The organism is Azohydromonas caseinilytica, from assembly GCF_012927045.1.
Taxonomy (GTDB): Bacteria; Pseudomonadota; Gammaproteobacteria; order Burkholderiales; family Burkholderiaceae_C; genus Azohydromonas; species Azohydromonas caseinilytica.
The window spans coordinates 144,346-164,140 of the sequence record NZ_JABBFW010000004.1 but is presented as its reverse complement, the minus strand read 5'-3'; the positions used below and the strand labels follow the sequence as shown (position 1 = coordinate 164,140).

The following is a 19,795-nucleotide window of genomic DNA, read 5'->3' as shown; positions in this document are numbered from 1 at the left end:
GCCCGGATGGGCACGCGCGACCTGCGGATAAGCGGGAAAGAGGAAGGCTACTTCGTGCCGCCGGCATCGGCAGGCAGGCACCGGCCCGGGGAAAGCCAAACGCCGTCAGGCCGGCGGCAAGGCACGGCGTGACGGCGTCATGGGCGCGGGGCTGCGCGCAGCCCGCTGCCGAACGGGGCGGGCGTCAGAAGCCCAGGCTGGCCAGCAGGTCGTCCACCTCGCTCTGGTCGCTGACGACGTCGGTGCGCCCATTCGGATCGACCACCGGGCCGTCGAGCTCCTGGGCCACGGCGGCCAGCGTGGACGGCGCGTGCAGCTTCTCGCGCTGCTCCGGCGGGATGACCTGCACCAGCAGCTTGAGCAGCGAGTCCTCGAGCTCGTTGGCCAGGTTCACCACCTTGGCCACCACCTGGCCGGTGAGGTCGTGGAAATCCTGCGCCATCATGATGTCGGTGAGGTGGCCGTCGATGCGCCCGGTGGCCTCCTCCACGTCGTGCATGAAGTTCATCACCGCGCCGGAGGCCACGGCCTTGACGGGGTTGGCCACCATGGCGGCGGCCATCTCGGCGGTGGCCTGGCTGATGCGCTGCTGCTCGGCCTTGGCCTGGTCCACCGAGTTCAGCACCTTGTTGGCGGCCTCGGCGGTCTTGACGGCGATGTACTGCAGCCGGCTGCGCGCGTCGGGCAGGCCGTCGGTGGCGGTCTGCAGCCGCGGCATCACGTCGAGCTGCTGCATGGTGTCGTGCAGCATGCGCGTGATGGCGCCGAGCTGCTGGAACACCTCCGGCGAGACGATCAGCGGGGCGCTGGGCTGGGGCATGTCGGGTAGGGTCATGATGCTTCTCCCTTACTTCAAACCGACGCGGTGTTCAGCTTCTGAAGGATCTTCTGGACTTTTTCTTCGAGCGTGGCCTTGGTGAAGGGCTTCACGATGTAGCCCGCCGCCCCGCTTTGCGCCGCGCGCACGATGTCCTCCTTGCGCGCTTCGGCCGTGACCATGAGCACCGGCAGGTGCTTGAGCGAGGGCTCGGCCTTGATGGCCGCCAGCAGCTCGAAGCCGTTCATGTTGGGCATGTTGATGTCGCTGACCACGAAGTCGAACTTCTGGTTCTTGAGCATGCTCAGCGCGATGGCGCCGTCCTCGGCCTCGTCGGCGTTGTGGCAACCCATTTCCTTGAGCAGCCCCCGCACGATGCGGCGCATGGTGGAGAAGTCGTCGACGATCAGGAACTTCAGATCGGATGGGGTGCTCATGGTGTGGTTGGGGGGCGATTGGAGGGGGCCGCCGGGCTTATCGGCGCAACGCCTGGAGCGCTTGAATCCGCCGCCGCATCCGGGCTTGGCGCCGGATCGGTTGCGCTGCGGAAGAAACGCTCTTCGGCCTCTCGGTTCATGACAATGATGCTGATGCGCCGGTTCTGCGGGTTGAGCGCATCGTTGGGATCGAACAGCATGCTCGAAGCCAGACCCAGCACGCGCACCACGCGGTCCTCGGGCAATCCAGCGGCGACGAGCTCGCGCCGGCTGGCGTTGGCCCGGTCGCTGGAGAGCTCCCAGTTGCTGTAGCCGCGCTCGCCACCGGAGTAGGCGTGCGCGTCGGTGTGCCCCTCCAGGGTGAGCCGGTTGGGCATCTCGGCCAGCGACTGCGCGATCTCGCGCAGCAGCTCGCGCATGTAGGGCTGCACCACCGCGGAACCGCTGGCGAACATGGGGCGGTTGAGTTCGTCAACGATCTGGATGCGCAGCCCGTCCTGCACCATGTCGATGCGCAGCTGAGACGACAGCGACTTCAGCCGCGGATTATCGGCCAGCTTGGCCTGCACCTTCGTCTTGAGATTTTCCAAACGGCGCATTTCCGCACGCGCCTGCTCGTTCTTGAGCAGCTGCATCGGGCGCTGGTCGCGCGAGCCCTGCACGTCGCCGCGCTTGATCTCGCCCACGCTGCGCGTGAGATCCTGCCCGCCGCCCTTGATGATGCTGGAGCTGTCGCCCGCGCTGGCGCCCATGCCCTGCGTGAAGCTCATCTTCATGGGCGAGGAGAAGTAGTCGGCGATGCCCTTGCGCTCGCCCTCGCTGAGCGAGCCCATGAGCCACATCAGCAGGAAGAAGGCCATCATCGCCGTGACGAAGTCGGCGTACGCGATCTTCCAGGTCCCGGCGTTGTGGGCCTGGGCGCCCTTGCGCACGCGCTTGATGATGATGGGCTGCAGCCGCTGCTTGTTGTTGCCTGCCATGGCCTGTGGTTCCGCCGGAGCTCGCGCGCCGCTTACTTCCTGCCCTTGACGTGGTTCTCAAGCTCGGTGAAGGTGGGCCGCTCGGTGGAGTACAGCACCTTGCGGCCGAACTCCACGGCCACCTGCGGCGCATAGCCCTGCATGGAGGCCAGCAGCGTGGTCTTGATGCACTGCAGCTCCTTGGTGCCCTCGTCAACCTTCTGCTCCATCAGCCCGGCCAGCGGCTCGGCGATGGTGTAGGACAGCAGGATGCCCAGGAAGGTGCCCACCAGCGCCGAGCCGATCATGGCGCCCAGGATCGCCGGGGGCTGGCCCACGGCGCTCATGGTGTTGACCACCCCCAGCACGGCCGCGACGATGCCGAAGGCCGGCAGCCCGCCAGCCACGCGCGACATGGCCGCCGCGGGCGCATGGGCCTCGGCATGGTGCGTCTCGATCTCGCTGTCCATGAGGCTCTCGATCTCGTGCGCGTTGAGGTTGCCCGAGACCATCATGCGCAGGTAATCGGTGATGAACTCCACCACCTGCTGGTCGTTGCCCACGGTCGGGTAACGCTGGAAAAGCGCCGATTCCGCGGGCGCTTCCACGTCGTTCTCGATGGCGATGAGGCCTTCCTTGCGCGCCTTCTGCAGGATGTCGTAGAGCAGCGCCATGAGCTCCAGGTAGCGCGTCTTGCTGTACTTGGAGCTCTTGAAGCAACCCGCGATGCTGCGCACCGAGGCCTTGAGGACCTTGGGTTGGTTGTTGGCGATGAACGCGCCCAGCGCCGCGCCGCCGATGGTGGCCATCTCGAACGGTAGCGCATTGAGCACGATGACGATGTTGCCGCCGTGTGCGACGAACACGCCGAAGATACAGCCCAGCGCGATGGTCCAGCCGATGAGGACGAACATGTAGAAGGCTTTGGTTGCAATTCGGCCTAGTATCGGCCCATGGCGGCGCGACTTGAGCGCGCGCGCGCATGAAGCCGGCTCGCTCAGCGCAACAGCGCCAACAACTGCTCAGGATCGGGACGTTCGGGCAGGCGCGCCGCGCTCACCGCGAACATCGGCCGCGTGGTGTCGCGCAGCCATGGTCGGGCCGCCAGCATGCCCTGCGCATCGATGAAGGAAGCCACGCACGGCGCCGGCGCGCGCCTCCTGCACCCAGGCGCCGTCGGCACCGGGCTCGCGCAGCGCCGACTCCAGCGCCACGGCCAGCTCGGCCCACGCCTGGCCGAGGCTCGGGCACTGTGCGCCGCCGGCCGGTGGGGGCTTGGCCTGGCCGGCGTCGGGCTCCAGCCACGCGCCCCAGGCGGCCCACCGCGCGGCCTCCACGAACAGCTCGCGGCGCAACAGGTGCTCGCGCACCGGCCCGTCGATGGACTGCCCCGCGGCCAGCAGCAGCCGGGCGCCGGCATCGAACACGTTGAAAGGCAGTTCGCTATGAATGAGCAGATAGCGCGCCGGCAGGGGAACGAGCTTCACGACATGGCGGTACGGCGGCTGAAGACGAGCACCGCGCGCCGGGCGCACCGGGCCGCGCGGCGTGAAGGACAACGGGGGCGCGCAACGACGCCGCCGCTGCCCCGCTGCCCCGCTGCTCAGTGCATGGAGAGGCTGCCCGCGGCCTTGCCCTTGCCCGCGCGCGCGGGCGGGTTGCACAGGCCGCAGACGTAGTGCTTGGCGATCTCGTGCGGATGCGTCACGAAGTGGCCGCCGCAGCGGCTGCACTTGGTCATGGCCAGCATGCCGTTGTCCACGAACTTCACCAGGCGCCATGCGCGCGTGACCGACAGCAGCGGCTCCAGGCCCTGGGCACTGGTGTGCTCCAGGTACAGCTGGTAGGCCTTGATGATGATGTCGATGTCCTCCAGCGCCGCGCTCTTGTTCAGGTACTCGTGGATGTTGAGGAACAGGCTGGCGTGGATGTTGGGCTGCCAGGTCATGAACCAGTCGGTGGAGAACGGCAGCTGGCCCTTGCTCGGGCTCTTGCCCGACACTTCCTTATATAGGCGCAGCAGCCGCTCGTAGCTCAGGTCGGTCTCGCTCTCCAGCACCTGCAGCCGCGCGCCCAGGTTGATCAGCGTGACGGCACGCTCGATCTGACGCGCTTCGGAAAGGATGCTCTTGTTGCGGGCCATGACGACGGGCTTCCGGGAAGACTGGTTGATGACTTGGTGGATGCGGTCGCAACGCGCTTCAGGCGGCTTCCTGGTGGCGGCCGGCCATCAGGATGGAGGCGTGCAGCCGGTTCACGCCGTCGTTGGCGGCACCGCGGCCGTGGTTGGTGAGCAGGTTCCACACCAGCTCGTCGTCCATGCGGAAGCGGCACAGCAGCGTGTTGCCCGAGGCGATCTTGAGCATCTGCGCCGGCGTGAGCGCGGCGATCATGCCCGCGGTCTCGTCGGAGACGCCCAGCCGGTACAGCGCCTGCTCGCGATCGCTGCGGATCAGGCTCTGCGCCAGCATCAGGTACGACAGGTTGGCTTCCCGGATCTCGGCGAGGATCTGCTCGGTGTTCATGGCGTTCTCGTGTCAGTTGCGCAAGTGCTTCAGCGTGTAGCGAACTGTAGAAGCCGGAACAGCCGGGCAATATCGGTCCATCTCCGTCGCCGGAGTCCCTTTTCTTCCAGGGGGCTTGTAAGGCAATTTCCTACACGCCCGCCGCGGCTGCGGGCGCGGCGACATGGCCCATACCGGGGAAAAGGAGGCGCCCTCAAGTTTGTCTCAACCCCTCCGATAACCCGGCGCAGGCTCGGTTCTCGCCCTGGAAAGGGCGCGAAAAAATTCCGCCAAATTTCTCGTTGACAGGCCCTTAAGTTCCCCGGAGCAGCCGCCGATACAGCAAGCAACGGAGCGCAACAACGCTTCGTGGTCCGACAGTAGCAGCCGGCCGCCGCCTCGGGACAGGCATCACACACGACTCCCGAACGGCAAACGGATGACTACCGCCGGGCGCGGTCGGCGGGCAACCGCCGACGCGGCGCGAAGCGGCCCGCCAGGCCGACCAGCGAATGCCGGCGTCTGCCGGAGTCATCTATACAGACCTGGAGCCCCCATCATGGCCTTGTCGATCAACACCAACGTCTCTTCCCTGAATTCCCAGCGTGCCCTGAGCGCCAGCCAAGGCTCGCTGCAGACCTCGATGGCCCGCCTGTCCAGCGGCCTGCGCGTCAACGGCGCCAAGGACGACGCCGCCGGCCTGGGCATCGCCGACCGCATGAACGCGCAAGCGCGCGGCATGACCGTCGCCATCCGCAACGCCAACGACGCCATCTCGCTGACGCAGACGGCCGACGCCGCGCTGGGCAAGGTCACGGACGGCCTGCAGCGCATGCGCGAGCTGGCGGTGCAGGGCGCCAACGGCACCAACACCACCGCCGACTGGGACAACATCAACGTCGAGTACCAGGCACTTCTCACGGAAGCCAACCGCGCGGTGAACTCCACCCGCTTCAACGGCGAGAAGGTGTTCTCCGGCACCGCCATCAAGTTCCAGGTGGGCGCCGACAACGTCGCCGACGATCAAATCGATGTGACTGTCGCCACGGTGGACCTCAGCGCCGTCACGGGCGCCATCACCAGCCAAGCCGACGCTCAGGCCGCACTGGGCACCATCGACACCGCCCTGAAGGACCTGGCGCTCAACCGCGCCAACCTCGGCGCCCAGCAGAACGTTTTCGACAACGTGATCGCCAGCCTGCAGGCCAACGTGGAGAACACCACTGCCGCCCGCGGCCGCATCATGGACGCCGACTTCGCCACTGAGACGTCGAACCTGTCGCGCGCCCAGGTGCTGCAGCAGGCCGGCACGGCCATGCTGGCGCAGGCCAACCAGTCGGCCCAGAACGTCATGCAGCTGCTGCGCTAAGCACAGCCGGGCGGCCTCGCGGCCGCCCTCACTGCAAAAGGCCCGCATGCCCCGGCACGCGGGCCTTTTTGCTTGGCTGCCGCATTGAGGTTGTGGCCGCAACGCGGCGAACTGGGCTGCATTGGCCCGGCTTGTCCGGGCATCGCTGCCGTGCCGGCCGGCGAACAATTCCTGACCGCGCGCACGGGGCCGCACCGGCGCCGGCTGCCGGCACGGCGCGTGGCCGGCCTCAAGTTCTTCGGGTCCCTGCCGATGTACAGGGACACCCCCAGATGCTCACCCGAGAAGGATTCCCTCCATGGCCATCTCCTCCACCGGCATCGGCAGCGGGCTCGACGTCAGCAGCATCATGTCGCAGCTCGTGACGCTCGAGCGCAAGCCGATCGCAACCCTGCAGACCGCCGCGACCAAGATCCAGACCCAGATCTCGGCCTACGGCAAGGTGCAGAGCCTGGTGTCCACGCTGCGCGACACCGCCGCGGCGCTGGGCAGCTCCAGCCTGTGGAAGCAGACCAGCGCCACCTCCTCCGACACTACCACCGTCAGCGCCGCCACCACCGGCAGCGCCGCCGCGGGCGAGTACACGGTGGCGGTGTCGAGCATCGCGCGCGCGCAGACGCTGTACTCGCGCGCCCTCTCGTCCGCCGTGGGCGCGGGCACGATGACCATCCAGATCGTGCAGGAGTACGGCCCGCCGCCCGTGCTCAAGGACGGCACGAGCGCGCTGGACCTCACTTTCACCGATCCCGGCACCACCGTGGAGCAGGTGCGCGACCGCATCAACGCCGCGGGCATCGGCGTCACGGCCTCGGTGGTGCGCGACGCCACGGGCGCGGCACGCCTGGCGCTGACCTCCCAAAGCACCGGCCTGGGCAGCCGGATCATGGTCACGGGCGACTTCGCCGATTTCAACTACCAGCCCGGCCTGGTCGGGGGCATGACGCAGGCCCAGGCGGCGCAGAACGCGCAGTTCACCATCAACGGCGTGCCGGCGGAGTCCGGCAGCAACCAGGTCAGCAATGCCATGGATGGGCTGTCGCTGATCCTGGTCAAGGAAGGCACCGCGAAGGTCACGCTGAGCAACGACGAGACGGCGCAGAAGAAGGCCATCGACGACTTCGTGGCGGCCTACAACGCGCTCAACAACTATCTGGCCGAGCAGACCAAGTACGACGCGGGCACCAAGAAGGCGGGCAACCTGCAGGGCGACAGCGCCGCCATGCGGCTGCGCTCCGAGCTGCGCAGCCTGGCGCAGAGCAGCAGCGGCCTGTCCACGGCCTTCAAGACCCTCAGCAGCGTGGGCCTGGAGATGCAGAAGGACGGCACGCTCAAGGCCAACAGCACCAGGCTCGCCGAGGCGCTGAAGCAGCCCACGGAGCTGGGCAAGCTCTTCACCAGCTCCGACGCGGTGACGGTCAGCAACAACGGCTTCGGCGTGCGCTTCAGGCAGCTCGGCGACACGGTCACGGGCACCGACGGCTTCCTGACCTCGCGCACCGACAGCCTGCAAGGCAAGCTCAAGCGCAACCAGACCGAGCAGGAGCGGCTGGAGGAGCGCGTGGTGCGCTGGCAGACCCGGCTGGAAAAGCAGTACCAGGCGCTGGACGCCAAGATGGGCTCGATCAATGCGCTGTCGTCCTACGTGTCGCAGCAGGTCGCCCAGTGGAACAAGTCCACCGGCTAAGCATGCCGGCGCCGCGAGGCAAAGCCCGGAGAAGCGCCCGAAAGGGCGCTTTTTCGCGGGCTTGCGCGGCTCAAGCCCAGCGCCCGCCGCGCCGATAAGTCATTGACATCAGCAAGACCTCGGCAAGCACCATGTACACCGGAGCCTCTCCTTTCGCGCCGCGCCGTGCCGCCAGCGCCTACCACCAGGTGGGCGTGCAGACCGGCGTGAGCGCCGCTTCGCCGCACAAGCTGGTGGCGATGCTGTTCGACGGCCTGATCGACGCCGTGGCGCAGGCGCAGGGCGCCCTGGCGCAAGACGACGTGGCGGCCAAGTGCCAGGCGCTCAACCGTGCCGTGCGCATCGTCGAGGAAGGACTGCGCAGCGCGCTGGACCTGCAGCAAGGCGGCGAGCTCGCCGCCAACCTCAACGACCTCTACGGCTACGTCACCATGCGCCTGACGCAGGCTAACCTGCGCAGCGACCCCGCGCCGCTCGACGAATGCAAGCGCCTGATCGAGCCGCTGCGCGAGGCCTGGGCCGCCATCGCCCCGCAAGCCGAAGGCGCGCGCTGAACGCCGCCACCTCACCGTCCGCCCTCCCCCGCATCGCCCCGGGCGCACCGACGACCATGGACACCCCGCTGCTGAGCTACTACGAAGCCATCGAGCAGGCCAGCGCTGACATGCTGGCCGCGGCGCGACGCGGCGACTGGGACCAGGTGGTGCAGCTCGAAGGCGCCTGCGGACGGTTGATCTCGCAGCTCAGGGACGCCGCGCGCGCCCGCCCGCTGCCCCCCGACCAGGCCCGCACCAAGGCCCGCATCCTGCAGCGCATCCTGCTCAACGACGCTCAGATCCGCAGCCTGGCCGAGCCCTGGCGCGAGCGGCTGGACGGCCTGCTGGGCGGCCGCCCACGCACCGTGCATTGAGCGCCACCTCCTTCTCCCCGAACGCCCCCGGTGCCCCGATGGACACCTCCGTCTCCCCCGCCCCGCCACCCGAAGCCGCCGAGGTGCTGCACGTAGACACGGCGCCGGACATCGCCGCGCTGCTGCGCCGCCTCATCGACGAGGCCGTCCCGCTGCACCTGAGCTCGCCCGAGGGCGGCCTGACGACCACGCGGCTGCTGGGTTGCGACGCCGAGCGCCGGCGCATCGGCTTTGCCGCCGATGCCGCCGTGGCGCAGCTGCAGCCCTTGCTGGCCGCGCCGCAGGCGCTGGCCTCGGGCTTCCTGGACGGCATGCAGCTGCAGTTCGGGCTGGACCACCTGCTGCTGGTGCACGGCACCGCGGGCTGCACGCTGCAGGCGGCGCTGCCCACCCAGGTGCTGCGCATCAACCGCCGCCGCAACCGCCGCGTGCGCCCCGCCGGCGCACCCACCGCGTACCTGCCCGATCCCGCCCATCCCGACGCCGCGCGCGTGCTGCAGGTGCTGGACCTGAGCCTGGGCGGCTGCGCGCTGCGGCTGCCCTACGACCAGCCCCCGCTGCACCCGGGCGAGGTGTTTGCCCAGGCGCTGCTGGAGCTCGACTGCCACACCCGGCTGGCGCTCACGCTGGAAGTGCTGCATGTCACCTGCATGAGCGCCGACAGTGCCGGCCTGCGCCTGGGCTGCCGCTTCGTCGATCCGCCCGCGGCGACGGCACAGGCGCTGCAGGCCTACCTGTGGCGCGTACAGGGCCAGCACGCCGGCTGACGGCCGCCAGGGCGCCGGGCCGGCCCTTGCATGCCCGGGGGCTCCACCGACTGCCGACAACCTCCCGGACATGAGCAAGAAGCACAAGCCCGCGCGTGCCACGCCGCACGCGCAACCCGATCTGGCCCTCGTGGTCATCGCACGCGACGAGGCGCGCTGCATCGCGCGCTGCCTGCAGAGTGCCAAGGCCGTCGTGCGCCGCATGCTGGTGCTGGATACCGGCTCCACCGACGACACGGTCGCCATCGCCAGGTCCTGCGGCGCCCAGGTGCACCACGCGCCCTGGAACGACGACTTCGCGGCGGCCCGCAACCTGGCGCTGGAGCTGGCCGATGCCGACTGGAACCTGGTGCTGGACGCCGACGAGTGGCTCGAAGGCGGCGCGCAGTGCCTGCGCGGCCCGGAGCTGCGCACGCTTTTCCTGGGGCAGGCCCTCATCCGCAGCGACCTGGAGATCGCCGGCCGGGACGAGCAGGGACGCGCGTGGATTCCCCGCCTGCTGCCCCGGGGCGTGCGCTACGAGGGACGCATCCACGAGCAGCCCGTTTCCGAGCTGCCCCGCCGGCGCCTGCCGCTGGTCATCGGCCACGACGGCTACCTGCCCGCGCAGCGCACCAGAAAGGCCGGCCGCAACCTGCAGATGCTGCTGCAGGAAACCCAACACCAGCCCGATAACGCCTACCTGGCCTACCAGCTGGGCACGGAGCACGAGCTGGCCAAGGAATTCCTGCAGGCCAGTGACCAGTACGAAAAGGCGCTGCAGCGGGCGCATCCGGACAAGCAGTGGCGCCGTGAAGCCGCGGCCCGTCTGGTGTACTGCCTGGCGCAGTCCGGGGAGTTCGAGCGCGCCATCGTCGTGTCCGGGGAGCTGATGGACGAGTGCCAGGGCTACCCCGACTATTTCTTCGCACTGGGCAATCTGTTCCTGGACGTCGCGGTGGCCAACCCGGAACAGGCGCTGGAGCAATGGCTGCCCATGGCCGAAGCCGCTTGGCTGCGCTGCCTGGAGATCGGCGAGCGCCCTGAGCTCGACGGCGTGCGCGGCAGCGGCAGCTTCTCGGCCGCACACAACCTGGCCGTGCTGTACGAGGGCACCAATGACGCCGCCAAGGCCCGGCGCTATCACGCGCTGGCCCGGCAACTGAGAGCGGCCCCCGGCCCGCGCGGCGCCAGGCCGTGACCGGCCGCCCGGCGGCATGTTGCTGGGGGCGGCCCGGCCGCCGCGCCGCCAGCCCGGCCGTCCACCGAGATAGCCCGACTTCCCCCGCCTGATGCACCGATCGGGCGCGCGGGCCCTTCCCGACAATGGCGCCCGGAGTACCTCGCCGGCCACGCCATGCCTTCCAAGACCACCTCGAAGACGCCCGCCCACCCTGCCAAGGCTGCGCTGAAGGCGTCCGCCGCCGCTTCCAAGATCGCGCTCGACCAGGCCGCCGCCCCGTCCGGCACCTTGCCCGCCGCGTCACCCAACGCGCCAGCCAACGCCGCGCTCGACCAGGCGCTCGCGCATGCCCGCTCGGGCCGCATGGAGTTCATGGAGCTGCTCGACAGCGCCGGGCGGCTGACGCAGCAGGGCCTGTCCGAGGCCTCGGCCCGGCTCTACGAGCAGTGGATCGAGAACACGCCCTCGCCGATGCGCCACGTGGCCTGCTTCAACTGGGGCACGGTGCTGGACGCGCTGGGCCGCGCCAAGGAGGCCGAGCTCGCCTACCGCCGCGCCCTGGAGTTCTCGCCGGGCTTCACGCACGCGCTGCTGAACCTGGGCCACCAGCTCGAACGCCAGGGCCGCCACGAGGAGGCGCTGGCGCAGTGGGCGCTCATCGCCCAGCAGCCCGCGCCCAACGAGACGGCGCTGGAGCTGCGCATCCATGCCGTCAACAACTCCGCGCGGCTGTGCGAGCAGCTGCGCCGCTTCGAGGAAGCCGAGGCCTGGCTCAAGCTGAGCCTGTCGCTCAATCCCGTGCAGTCCGGCCCGATCCAGCATTACGTGCACCTGCGCCAGAAGCAATGCAAGTGGCCGGTGTACGAGCCCGTGGGCGCCGTCACGCACTACCAGCTGCTGGCCGGCACCTCGGCGCTGGCCATGCTCAGCGCCACCGACGATCCGGCGCTGCACATGGTGGCGGCGCAGCGCTTCGCGCTGGAGCGCGTGCCCAAGCCGCCGCTGCTGCCGCTGCACCCGGCCTACGGCCCGCGCAGCGGGCGCATCAAGATCGGCTACCTCTCGGGCGACCTGCACATGCACGCCGTGGGGCTGCTCACCGCCGAGCTCTACGAGCTGCACGACCGCGAGCGCTTCGAGGTGCACGCCTTCTGCTGGAGCCGCGAGGACGGCACGCCGCTGCGCGCGCGGCTGAGGGCCGGCTTCGACAAGGTCTGGTCCATCGGGGGCCTTACCGACGACCTCGCGGCGCAGCTCATCACGTCGCAGGGCATCGACGTGCTGGTGGACCTGCAGGGCCTGACCAACGGCGCGCGCCCGGCCATCCTGGGCAAGCGCCCGGCGCCGGTGCAAGTGAGCTACCTGGGCTTTCCCGGCACCTGCGGCATCCCCGGCGTGGACTGGGTCATCGCCGACCGCTACGTCATGCCCCCGGAGCTGCTGCCCTACAGCAGCGAGCGCCCCATCTACCTGCCCGACTGCTACCAGGTCAGCGACCGCAAGCGCGTGATCGGCCCCACGCCCACGCGCGCGCAGTGCGGGCTGCCCGAGGACGCCTTCGTCTACTGCGCCTTCAACAACAACTTCAAGTTCACCGAGGACGTGTTCCGCAGCTGGATGCGCGTGCTGCACGCGGTGCCGGGCAGCGTGCTGTGGCTGCTGGCCGACAACGAGTGGGCGCAGGAGAACATGTGCCGCGCCGCCGAGGACGCGGGCGTGGCGCGCGAGCGGCTGATCTTCGCGCCGCGCGTGGCGCCGCCGGACTACCTGGCGCGTTTCCAGATGGCCGACCTGTTCCTCGACACCTTCCCCTACAACGGCGGCACCACCGCCAGCGACGTGCTGTGGATGGGGCTGCCGCTGCTGACGCTGTCGGGGCGCACCTACATCTCGCGCATGGCCGGCAGCCTGCTCACGCACGTAGGCCTGCCCGACCTGATCACGACCTCGCTGGCCGAGTACGAGCGCATGGCCATCCACCTGGGCCGCACGCCCGCGCGCGTGGCCTCCTACCGGCGCTACCTGCGCGAGGAAGGCCGCCAGTCGGTGCTGTTCGACACCCCGCGCTTCGTGCGCGGCTACGAGGCCGAGCTGGAGCGCCTGGCGCTGCAGCACCGCCGCGGCTGAGCCGGGGGGCGCTCTCCCGATTCCTTGCCGGCCGATGCCGCGGGCCGTTCGTCCCGAGCCGCCAGGGCCGGGGCGCGCGCCATGCGGCATGGGCCCGGCCGGCCGCAAGCAGTCACAAGAAGGTTCCATGAGCATTCCCGCCCCGCCCCCCGCTGCCGCCGCCGCGGCGCCCGAGCCCGCCACGGCGCCCGACGCGCTGCTGGCCGCGCTGCTGTGGCTCACGCGCCATCACGGCCGCGAGCACAGCGCGGCCTCGCTGCTGGCCGGCCAGGCCGTCGATGCGGGCCTGCTCACGCCGGCGCAGGCGCTGCGCGTGCTGCAGGCCGCGAGCTTCAAGGCCGGCGTCGTCGAGCGGCCGCTGGCGCAGCTCAGCGAGCTGCTGATGCCCGCGGTGCTGCTGCTGCACGAGCGCCAGGCCTGCGTGGTGCTGCGCCGCCTGGAGGGCGCGCGCTACGAGGTGGCGGACCCGCTCAGCGGCGCGGTGTCGGTGCAGGCCGAGGCCGAGCTCGCGCCGCGGCACACCGGCTTCGTGCTGGTGGCCACGCCGCAGGCCACGCCCACCAGCGAGGCCGACCGCGTGGACGCCCCGCACTGGCTGTGGAGCACCCTGCGGCGCTTCGCCCCGCACTACCGCACGGCGATGCTGGCGGCGCTGCTGAGCAACGTGCTGACGCTGGTGATCGGCACCGTCACCTCGGTGACCTACGACAAGGTGATCCCGCACCAGGCCTTCGCCACGCTGTGGGCGCTGGCCGCCGTGGCGCTGGCGGCGCTGCTGTTCGACACGGCCGCGCGCCAGCTGCGCGCCTACCTCATCGACGTCGCGGGCAAGAAGGCCGACCTGCTCATGGGCATGGCGCTGTACCGCCAGACGCTGGAGGTGCGCATGGAGCACCGCCCGGCCTCGGCCGGGGCCTGCGCGCACCAGATGGCGCAGGTCGAGCTGGTGCGCGACTTCACCACCTCCGCGACGCTGTCGGTGCTCACGGACCTGCCCTTCGTGCTGCTGTTCGTGGCGGCGATCTTCGTGGTCGCCGGCCCGCTGGGCTGGGTGATGGTGGCGGCCATCCCGCTGGTGCTGGGCGCCACGCTGCTGATGCAGAACTCGCTGCGCCGCGCCATGCGCGCCAACATGCAGTTCATGGCCGACCAGCAGGCGCTGCTGGTGGAGTCGCTGGAGGGGCTGGAGGACGTCAAGGCCACCGGCGCGGAAGGCCGCTTCGTGGGCCGCTTCGAGGTGGCCACGGCCGCCGCGGCCGAGGCCTCGCTGCGCTCGCGGCGCATGGCCAGCTGGAGCAACAACCTCGCCAGCTCCTCGCAGCAGCTCGTGACGCTGGTGATGCTGGTGTGGGGCGTGTACCTGATCGCCGACAACCAGCTCAGCAGCGGCGGGCTCATCGGCGCGGTGATGTTCGCCAGCCGCGCCATCGCGCCGCTGGCCAGCGTGGTGGGCCTGGCCACGCGCTACCAGGGCGCGCGCGCCGCGCTGCGCGCGCTGGACAACCTCATGGGCCTGCCCACCGAGCGGGTCGCGGGCGCGCCGGCGCTGCCGCCGACGCGGCTCAGCGGCCGCATCGCGCTGCGCGACGTGCAGTTCGCCTACCCGCCCACCAGCGCGGCGCCGCCGCCGGTGGTGCTCAAGGGCGTGAACCTGCGCTTCGAGCCGGGCGAGCGCGTGGCCATCCTGGGGCGCATCGGCAGCGGCAAGTCCACCGTGCTGCGCATCCTGGCCGGGCTGTACGAGCCCACGCAGGGCCGCGTGGAGGTGGACGGCATCGACCTGCGCCAGCTCGACCGCGCCGACTTCCGCACCCAGGTGGGCTTCGTGTCGCAGGAGCCGCGGCTGTTCAAGGGCACGCTGCGCGACAACGTGACCATGGGCCGCCCCGGCATCGACGCCGCGGCGCTGACCGAGGTGGCGCAGCTCACCGGGCTGGACCGCGTGGTGGCCGCGCACCCGCAGGGCTGGGAGCTGGAGGTGGGCGAGCTGGGCGTGCTGCTGTCGGGCGGCCAGCGCCAGCTGGTGGCGCTGGCGCGCTGCCTGGTCACGCGCCCGCGCATCCTGCTCATGGACGAGCCCACCAGCTCCATGGACGCGCAGTCCGAGCAGGTGTTCGTGCGCCAGCTCGCCGCCGCCGCGGGCGATCGCACGCTGGTGATGGTCACGCACCGTCCCGCGGTGCTGGAGCTGGCGCAGCGCGTGGTGGTGGTCGATGCCGGGCAGGTGCTGCTCGACGGCCCCAAGCCGCTGGTGCTGGCGGCGCTGGCGGGGCAGAAGAGCGCGCCGGCCCATCCGGGCGCCGCCGCGGCCACCCCCGCACCGGCCGCCGCGGCGGCCGTGCCCCCTTCAGCCTTACCCGCGGCGGCACTGGCCGCCCGGGCTTGATTCCCCGCCTGCCATGGCTTCACGAGAAACGCTCGGCACCGCCGAGGCGCAATACCTGTCGGAGCTGCGCGCCGCGCAGCACCTGGACGACCTGCCGCGCAGCCGCTGGACGCTGTGGCTGATCACGGCGCTGGTGACCGCGTTCGTGGCCTGGGCCGCGCTGGCCAAGGTGGACCGCAGCTCCCGCGCCGACGCCCGCGTGGTGCCCGACGGCCGCGAGCAGGTCGTGGCCAGCCTGGAGGGCGGGCTGCTGGCGCAGCTGCTGGTGCGCGAGGGCGAGCGCGTGCGCGCCGGCCAGCCGCTGGTGCGCCTGGACCCCACGCGCTTCCAGGCCCAGCAGAACGAGGGCGAGGCCAAGCGCCTGGCGCTGCAGGCCACGCTCGCCCGCGTCGAGGCCGAGGCCTCGGGGCGCAGCCCGCAGTTCCCCCCGGCCGTGGCGCGGGAGCCCGCGCTGGTGCGCCTGGAAACCGAGGCCTTCCAGGTGCGGCGCCGCGCGCTGGACGAGGCGGTGGCCTCGATCCACCGCAGCACCGAGCTGCTGCAGCGCGAGCTGCGCCTGGCGCAGGACATGTCGGCGCAGGGGCTGCTGTCGGAGGTGGAGGTGATGCGGCTGCAGCGCCAGGTCAACGAGCAGCAGATGCAGGCGCAGGAGCGCATCAACCGCTTCCGCCAGGACGCCGCCACCGACCTGCTGCGCCTGCGCTCGGAGCTGGCGCAGCTCACCGAGGCGCAGGAAGGCCGCGCCGACGTGCTGCGCCGCACGGTGCTGAGCTCGCCGGTGGACGGGCTGGTCAAGAACATCCGCACCGTCACGCTGGGCGGCGTGGTCTCGCCGGGCGCGCCGGTGATGGAGATCGTGCCCGCGAGCTCGCGGCTGCTGGTGGAGGCGCGGGTGCGGCCCAGCGACATCGGCTTCCTGACCATGGGCATGCCCGCGGAGCTGCGCGTGTTCGCCTACGACGCGTCGCAGTACGGCACGCTCAAGGGGCGCATCGAGCACATCAGCCCGGACGCGCTGGGCGATCCCGACCGGGCCGGCATGGGCGGCGCCGATCCCACCTACTACCGCGTGCTGGTGCGCACCGACGCCGCCGAGCTGCACGACAAGAAGGGCGAGCCGCTGCCGGTGATCCCGGGCATGACCGGCACGGTGGACTTCCGCATCGGCGAGCGCTCGGTGCTGAGCTTCCTGATGCAGCCGATGCTGCGCGCGCACGACGCCTTCCGGGAGCGCTGAGCGTGAAGTCCCCGAAGTACCGGCGCGCCCCGGGCGCGCTGCGCCACGGCGCCACCCTGCTGCTGGCCGCGCTGCTGGCCTGGCCGGCCGGCGCCGCCACCGGGGCGGCCCAGGCCGCCGCCGACCCCCTCCCGCGCGGTGCCGCCGGCCCCTGCGCCGACGAGGAGCCCGACGCCTTCGCCGCCACGCCCGACCCGCAGGCCAGCGCCGCGGCGCGCCAGGCGCTGCAGGCGCTGCTGCAGCAGGCGCAGGCGCGCAGCCAGAGCGTGGGCGCGGCGCGGCTGCTGGCCGAGGCCGCGCAGAGCGACCTGGAGGAGGCGCGCGCCCAGCCGCTGCCCCAGGTGCGCCTGGGCGGCGGGCTCAACGCCCTCAACCAGCACCAGGGCCTGCTGCGCCAGGACGGCGTGCAGGGCCAGGCCAGCCTGAGCCTGAGCGCGCCGCTGTTCGATGCCGGGCGCAGCGCGGCGCAGGCGGACTGGCGCGAGCGGCTGCTCGAAGCCGCGCGCCAGGGCGAGCTCGACGCGCGCGAGCAGGTGGCGCTGCAGACCGTGTCGCTGGCGCTGGAGCGCCAGCGCTACCGCCGCCAGGTCGAGGTCTACGCCCGCTACGAGGCGCGCATGAGCTGCCTGATGGGCGCGCTCGAGCGCATCGTGGCGGCCGACCGCGGCCGCGCCAGCGAGCTGCTGCAGACCAGCAACACGCTGCGCCAGGTGCAGCTGTCGCTGGCCCAGGCGCAGTCGCAGCAGCGCCAGGTCGAGTCGCGGCTGCGCCGCTTCGTCGGCGAGACGCTGCCGCCGCCGGCGCCGCTGGAGGCGCTGCTGCCCGGGCCGCCCGCGCTGGAGGCCACGCTGGACCAAGCCGCGCACGCCAACGCCATCGCGCAGCTCAGCGCGCAGGCGCAGGCGCAGCAGCACCTGGCCCGCGCCACGGCCGCGCAGAACCGCCCGCAGCTGTCCTGGAGCGTGAGCGGCTCGCGCTCGGCCGGCGTGGGCACCCCCTCCACGGTGTGGAGCGCCGGCGTGAACCTGAGCGTGCCGCTGCTGGACCTCACGGCCGAGCCCGCGCAGCGCGCGGCGCGCCAGCGCGCCGAGGCCACGCTGCTGCAGCGCGACGAGGCGCTGAGCGCGCGGCTGCAGCGCGTGGCCGAGACCCACGAGCAGGCGCGCGCCGCGTTCGAGCGTGCGCAGGCCAGCGTGGAGGTGCTGCGCGGCAGCCAGCGCGTGCGCCAGGCCACGCTGCTGCAGTGGCAGCAGCTGGGGCGGCGCTCGCTGTTCGACGTCATCTCCAGCGAGAGCGAATACCACAACCTGCTGGTGACCCGCGTCAACGCGCTGCTCGACGCGCAGCAGGCCACGGCGCTGCTGTGGTCGCTGGGCGCGGGCGTGGCGGCGGGGCTGCAGCAGTGAGCCGAGCCGGCGCGCGGATGCCGGGCCCTCCGGCAAAGCGGTGGCGCGGGATTTTCCAGGAGAGCTGAACAATGCTCCCAGTGAGTGGGACATTGTTCAGAACTGCTGACCAATCAGCGGGTTCGAAGCGGGCGCGGCAGCCCCGAGCCCTTCCGGCGCCCGCCCGGACTCAGCCCCGGCGCCTGTCGCGCAGCGCCCGGTAGTCCGCCATGAAGCGCGGCGTGGTCTCGGCGATGCGCTTGGTGACGATGTCGGCCAGCAGCCGCTGCTGGAACTCGGCCAGCACCGGTACGCTGGCCTTGTAGCCCTCGTACAGCCGCGCCACGCGCAACAGCGCCGCGGCGGCGTCGTCGGGCGCGAGGTGGCCCTCCACGCATTCCTGCCGGAACACCAGCTCCCACTCGATGCAGCCGTAGACGAAGTTGGGGCTCTGCGCCGACGAGAACTGCCCGCCGTGCTGGCGGAAGCCGCCCAGGAACTCGGGGCTGCCCGCGCACAGCCCGTAGCGCCCGGCCTCCAGGTACACCGCCACGTCCCACAGGAACACCAGGTCGGTGCCGGCATGGCGCGCGAAGTCGAAGTGGCGCACCACCTCGCGGTCGAACATCACGAAGCAGGGTTCGCCGATGAAGTTGAAGTGCTGCGCCAGGTTGCGCAGCAGCATCGGGCGGTCCATCACCGTGGGGCCGCCGCCGTCGGGCAGCGCGCCGTGGCGCCCGCGCACCACGCCGTGCTCGTCGATGATCACGCGCTGGTGCCAGGTGAAGGCGCAGCCCGGCAGCTGCCGCTGCAGCCCCAGCAGCACCTCGGTGGAGCGCGGGAAGATCACGTCGTCGTCATAGACGTAGCGCGCATGGCGGCCGCGGGCGCGCCACCACAGCACCATGTGGTTGATGCGCGGGCTGCCGCCGGTGACGGCGTGCGTGGGCACGTACACCACGCGCGGGTCGGCCACCTCGTCCACGACGGCGCGGATGCTGCCGTCGCCGTTGTTGTCGCCGACCAGGATCTCCAGGTTGGCGTGCGTCTGGTTCACCACCGACAGCAGCGCCTCCTTGAAGTGCTCGGGCTTGTAGGCCGGCATCAGCACCGACACCAGGGAATCGTCGTGGTTCATGGATGGGAGGGAATGAGGTCAGTCGGCGGGATCAATCGGTGGCCTGGGGCAGCAGCCGCATGAGCTCGCCCGGGCGGTAGGGCAAGGCCCCGGGCAGCAGCCGCCCCGTGGCGCCCCAGTGGCGCCACCAGTGTTGGGCGAAGTCGATGAGCCGCTGCGGCCGGCCGCTGGCCACGTGCGTGACGCGGGGCTCGCCGGGCCGCAGGTGCTCGCAGGGCAGCGCGCGCACGAAATGCGCCGCCACGTCCTCCACCGCCACGAAGTCGCGCCACTGCTCGCCCGCGCTCATCGGGAAGTCCTCGCCCGCCAGCGCGGCGCGGCGCAGCGCGGGCCACAGCCGCGTGGCCTGCTCGCCCTCGCCGTAGACCTGGAAGATGCGCGCCAGCTCCAGCCGCACCCCGCTCTGGCGCCCCAGCGCCAGGAAGGCCACCGCCGCGGCGGCCTTGGACACCGGGTAGGACAGCTCGGGCTCCAGCGGCGCGTCGGTGGGGATGGCCTCGTAGCGTGCCGCCGAGCGGCCGTACTCGAAGCAGGAGCCGGCGATGAGGAAGCGGCTCACGCCGGCGGCGCGGGCCTGCTCGGCCAGCCGCACCGAGGCCCAGACGTTCCAGTACAGGCAGCGCTCCAGCGTGTCGTAGGGCGGGTTGGGCGTGTGCGAGGCCAGGTGCACCAGCACCTCGCAGCCCTGCAGCGCCGCGGCGTGGTCGGCGTCGAGCTCGCCCTCGACCCAGTGCGGCTGCCGTGGCAGCTCCAGCCGCGTGCGGCTGCCCGGGCGCCGCAGCGCCACCACCTCGTGGCCCGCGGCCAGCGCCTGGCGCAGGAAATGGCTGCCGACGAAACCGGTGCCGCCGGTGAGGAAGATTTTCATGGGAGGGACAGGCTCCATTCCGCTTCTTCTTTGCCAGTCAAGTGT

General features: G+C 71.3%; 19 protein-coding genes. 10 read left to right on the top strand and 9 right to left on the bottom strand.

The window, feature by feature from the left end:
* Nucleotides 1–184: 184 nt before the first annotated feature.
* The 7 genes from HHL10_RS07880 to flhD all read right to left on the bottom strand — a co-directional run bounded on the left by HHL10_RS07880 (nt 185) and on the right by flhD (nt 4,738).
* Nucleotides 185–835 (bottom strand): protein phosphatase CheZ, encoded by a 651-nt coding sequence (locus tag HHL10_RS07880; protein WP_235971184.1) that lies wholly within the window; start codon nt 833–835, stop codon nt 185–187.
* A 17-nt stretch (nt 836–852) separates the two neighbouring features.
* On the bottom strand, nt 853–1,254 hold the full coding sequence (locus HHL10_RS07875) for a response regulator (RefSeq protein ID WP_169159801.1): 402 nt from the start codon (nt 1,252–1,254) through the stop codon (nt 853–855).
* The gene (motB, locus tag HHL10_RS07870; protein WP_169159800.1) at nt 1,251–2,234 is read right to left on the bottom strand and encodes a flagellar motor protein MotB; all 984 of its coding nucleotides are present in this window, start codon (nt 2,232–2,234) and stop codon (nt 1,251–1,253) included. The genes HHL10_RS07875 and motB overlap by 4 nt, the downstream gene beginning before the upstream one ends.
* A 32-nt stretch (nt 2,235–2,266) precedes the next feature.
* Entirely contained in the window at nt 2,267–3,127 is an 861-nt protein-coding gene (gene motA, locus HHL10_RS07865) for a flagellar motor stator protein MotA (protein ID WP_169159799.1), read from the bottom strand.
* A gap of 108 nt (nt 3,128–3,235) precedes the next feature.
* Nucleotides 3,236–3,700: a hypothetical protein gene (locus HHL10_RS07860; RefSeq protein WP_169159798.1), complete on the bottom strand. Its 465-nt coding sequence runs from the start codon at nt 3,698–3,700 to the stop codon at nt 3,236–3,238.
* A 116-nt stretch (nt 3,701–3,816) separates the two neighbouring features.
* A complete protein-coding gene (gene flhC / locus HHL10_RS07855; protein ID WP_169159797.1) occupies nt 3,817–4,356 on the bottom strand; it encodes a flagellar transcriptional regulator FlhC in 540 nt (179 codons plus the stop codon).
* Nucleotides 4,357–4,414: 58 nt separating this feature from the next.
* Complete coding sequence (gene flhD / locus HHL10_RS07850) at nt 4,415–4,738, bottom strand: flagellar transcriptional regulator FlhD (protein ID WP_169159796.1); 324 nt, start codon at nt 4,736–4,738, stop codon at nt 4,415–4,417.
* A 538-nt stretch (nt 4,739–5,276) separates the two neighbouring features.
* Between flhD and HHL10_RS07845 the strand changes: the two genes are divergently transcribed.
* The 10 genes from HHL10_RS07845 (at nt 5,277) to HHL10_RS07800 (ending at nt 17,765) form a co-directional block, all read left to right on the top strand.
* On the top strand, nt 5,277–6,086 hold the full coding sequence (locus HHL10_RS07845) for a flagellin N-terminal helical domain-containing protein (protein WP_169159795.1): 810 nt from the start codon (nt 5,277–5,279) through the stop codon (nt 6,084–6,086).
* Between the two features lie 298 nt (nt 6,087–6,384).
* Nucleotides 6,385–7,770 (top strand): flagellar filament capping protein FliD, encoded by a 1,386-nt coding sequence (fliD, locus tag HHL10_RS07840; RefSeq protein WP_169159794.1) that lies wholly within the window; start codon nt 6,385–6,387, stop codon nt 7,768–7,770.
* A gap of 131 nt (nt 7,771–7,901) precedes the next feature.
* Nucleotides 7,902–8,324, top strand: coding sequence for a flagellar export chaperone FliS (fliS, locus tag HHL10_RS07835; protein WP_169159793.1), 423 nt, complete (start codon nt 7,902–7,904; stop codon nt 8,322–8,324).
* A gap of 56 nt (nt 8,325–8,380) precedes the next feature.
* A complete protein-coding gene (locus HHL10_RS07830) occupies nt 8,381–8,680 on the top strand; it encodes a flagellar protein FliT (RefSeq protein ID WP_169159792.1) in 300 nt (99 codons plus the stop codon).
* A gap of 38 nt (nt 8,681–8,718) precedes the next feature.
* Complete coding sequence (locus HHL10_RS07825; protein WP_169159791.1) at nt 8,719–9,447, top strand: flagellar brake protein; 729 nt, start codon at nt 8,719–8,721, stop codon at nt 9,445–9,447.
* Nucleotides 9,448–9,517: 70 nt separating this feature from the next.
* A complete protein-coding gene (locus tag HHL10_RS07820; protein ID WP_169159790.1) occupies nt 9,518–10,627 on the top strand; it encodes a tetratricopeptide repeat-containing glycosyltransferase family 2 protein in 1,110 nt (369 codons plus the stop codon).
* A gap of 156 nt (nt 10,628–10,783) precedes the next feature.
* A complete protein-coding gene (locus HHL10_RS07815; protein ID WP_235971183.1) occupies nt 10,784–12,736 on the top strand; it encodes an O-linked N-acetylglucosamine transferase, SPINDLY family protein in 1,953 nt (650 codons plus the stop codon).
* Nucleotides 12,737–12,863: 127 nt separating this feature from the next.
* Nucleotides 12,864–15,122: a type I secretion system permease/ATPase gene (locus HHL10_RS07810; RefSeq protein WP_169159789.1), complete on the top strand. Its 2,259-nt coding sequence runs from the start codon at nt 12,864–12,866 to the stop codon at nt 15,120–15,122.
* Nucleotides 15,123–15,135: 13 nt separating this feature from the next.
* A complete protein-coding gene (locus HHL10_RS07805) occupies nt 15,136–16,359 on the top strand; it encodes a beta-barrel domain-containing protein (protein WP_169159788.1) in 1,224 nt (407 codons plus the stop codon).
* Between the two features lie 2 nt (nt 16,360–16,361).
* Nucleotides 16,362–17,765: a TolC family protein gene (locus HHL10_RS07800; protein WP_169159787.1), complete on the top strand. Its 1,404-nt coding sequence runs from the start codon at nt 16,362–16,364 to the stop codon at nt 17,763–17,765.
* 169 nt (nt 17,766–17,934) lie between these two features.
* Here the strand turns inward: HHL10_RS07800 and HHL10_RS07795 are convergent, their stop codons facing one another.
* Both HHL10_RS07795 and HHL10_RS07790 read right to left on the bottom strand, forming a co-directional pair.
* A complete protein-coding gene (locus tag HHL10_RS07795; protein ID WP_169159786.1) occupies nt 17,935–18,882 on the bottom strand; it encodes a glycosyltransferase family 2 protein in 948 nt (315 codons plus the stop codon).
* Nucleotides 18,883–18,913: 31 nt separating this feature from the next.
* Nucleotides 18,914–19,750, bottom strand: a complete 837-nt coding sequence (locus HHL10_RS07790; protein WP_169159785.1) for an NAD-dependent epimerase/dehydratase family protein — start codon at nt 19,748–19,750, stop codon at nt 18,914–18,916.
* Nucleotides 19,751–19,795 lie beyond the last annotated feature (45 nt).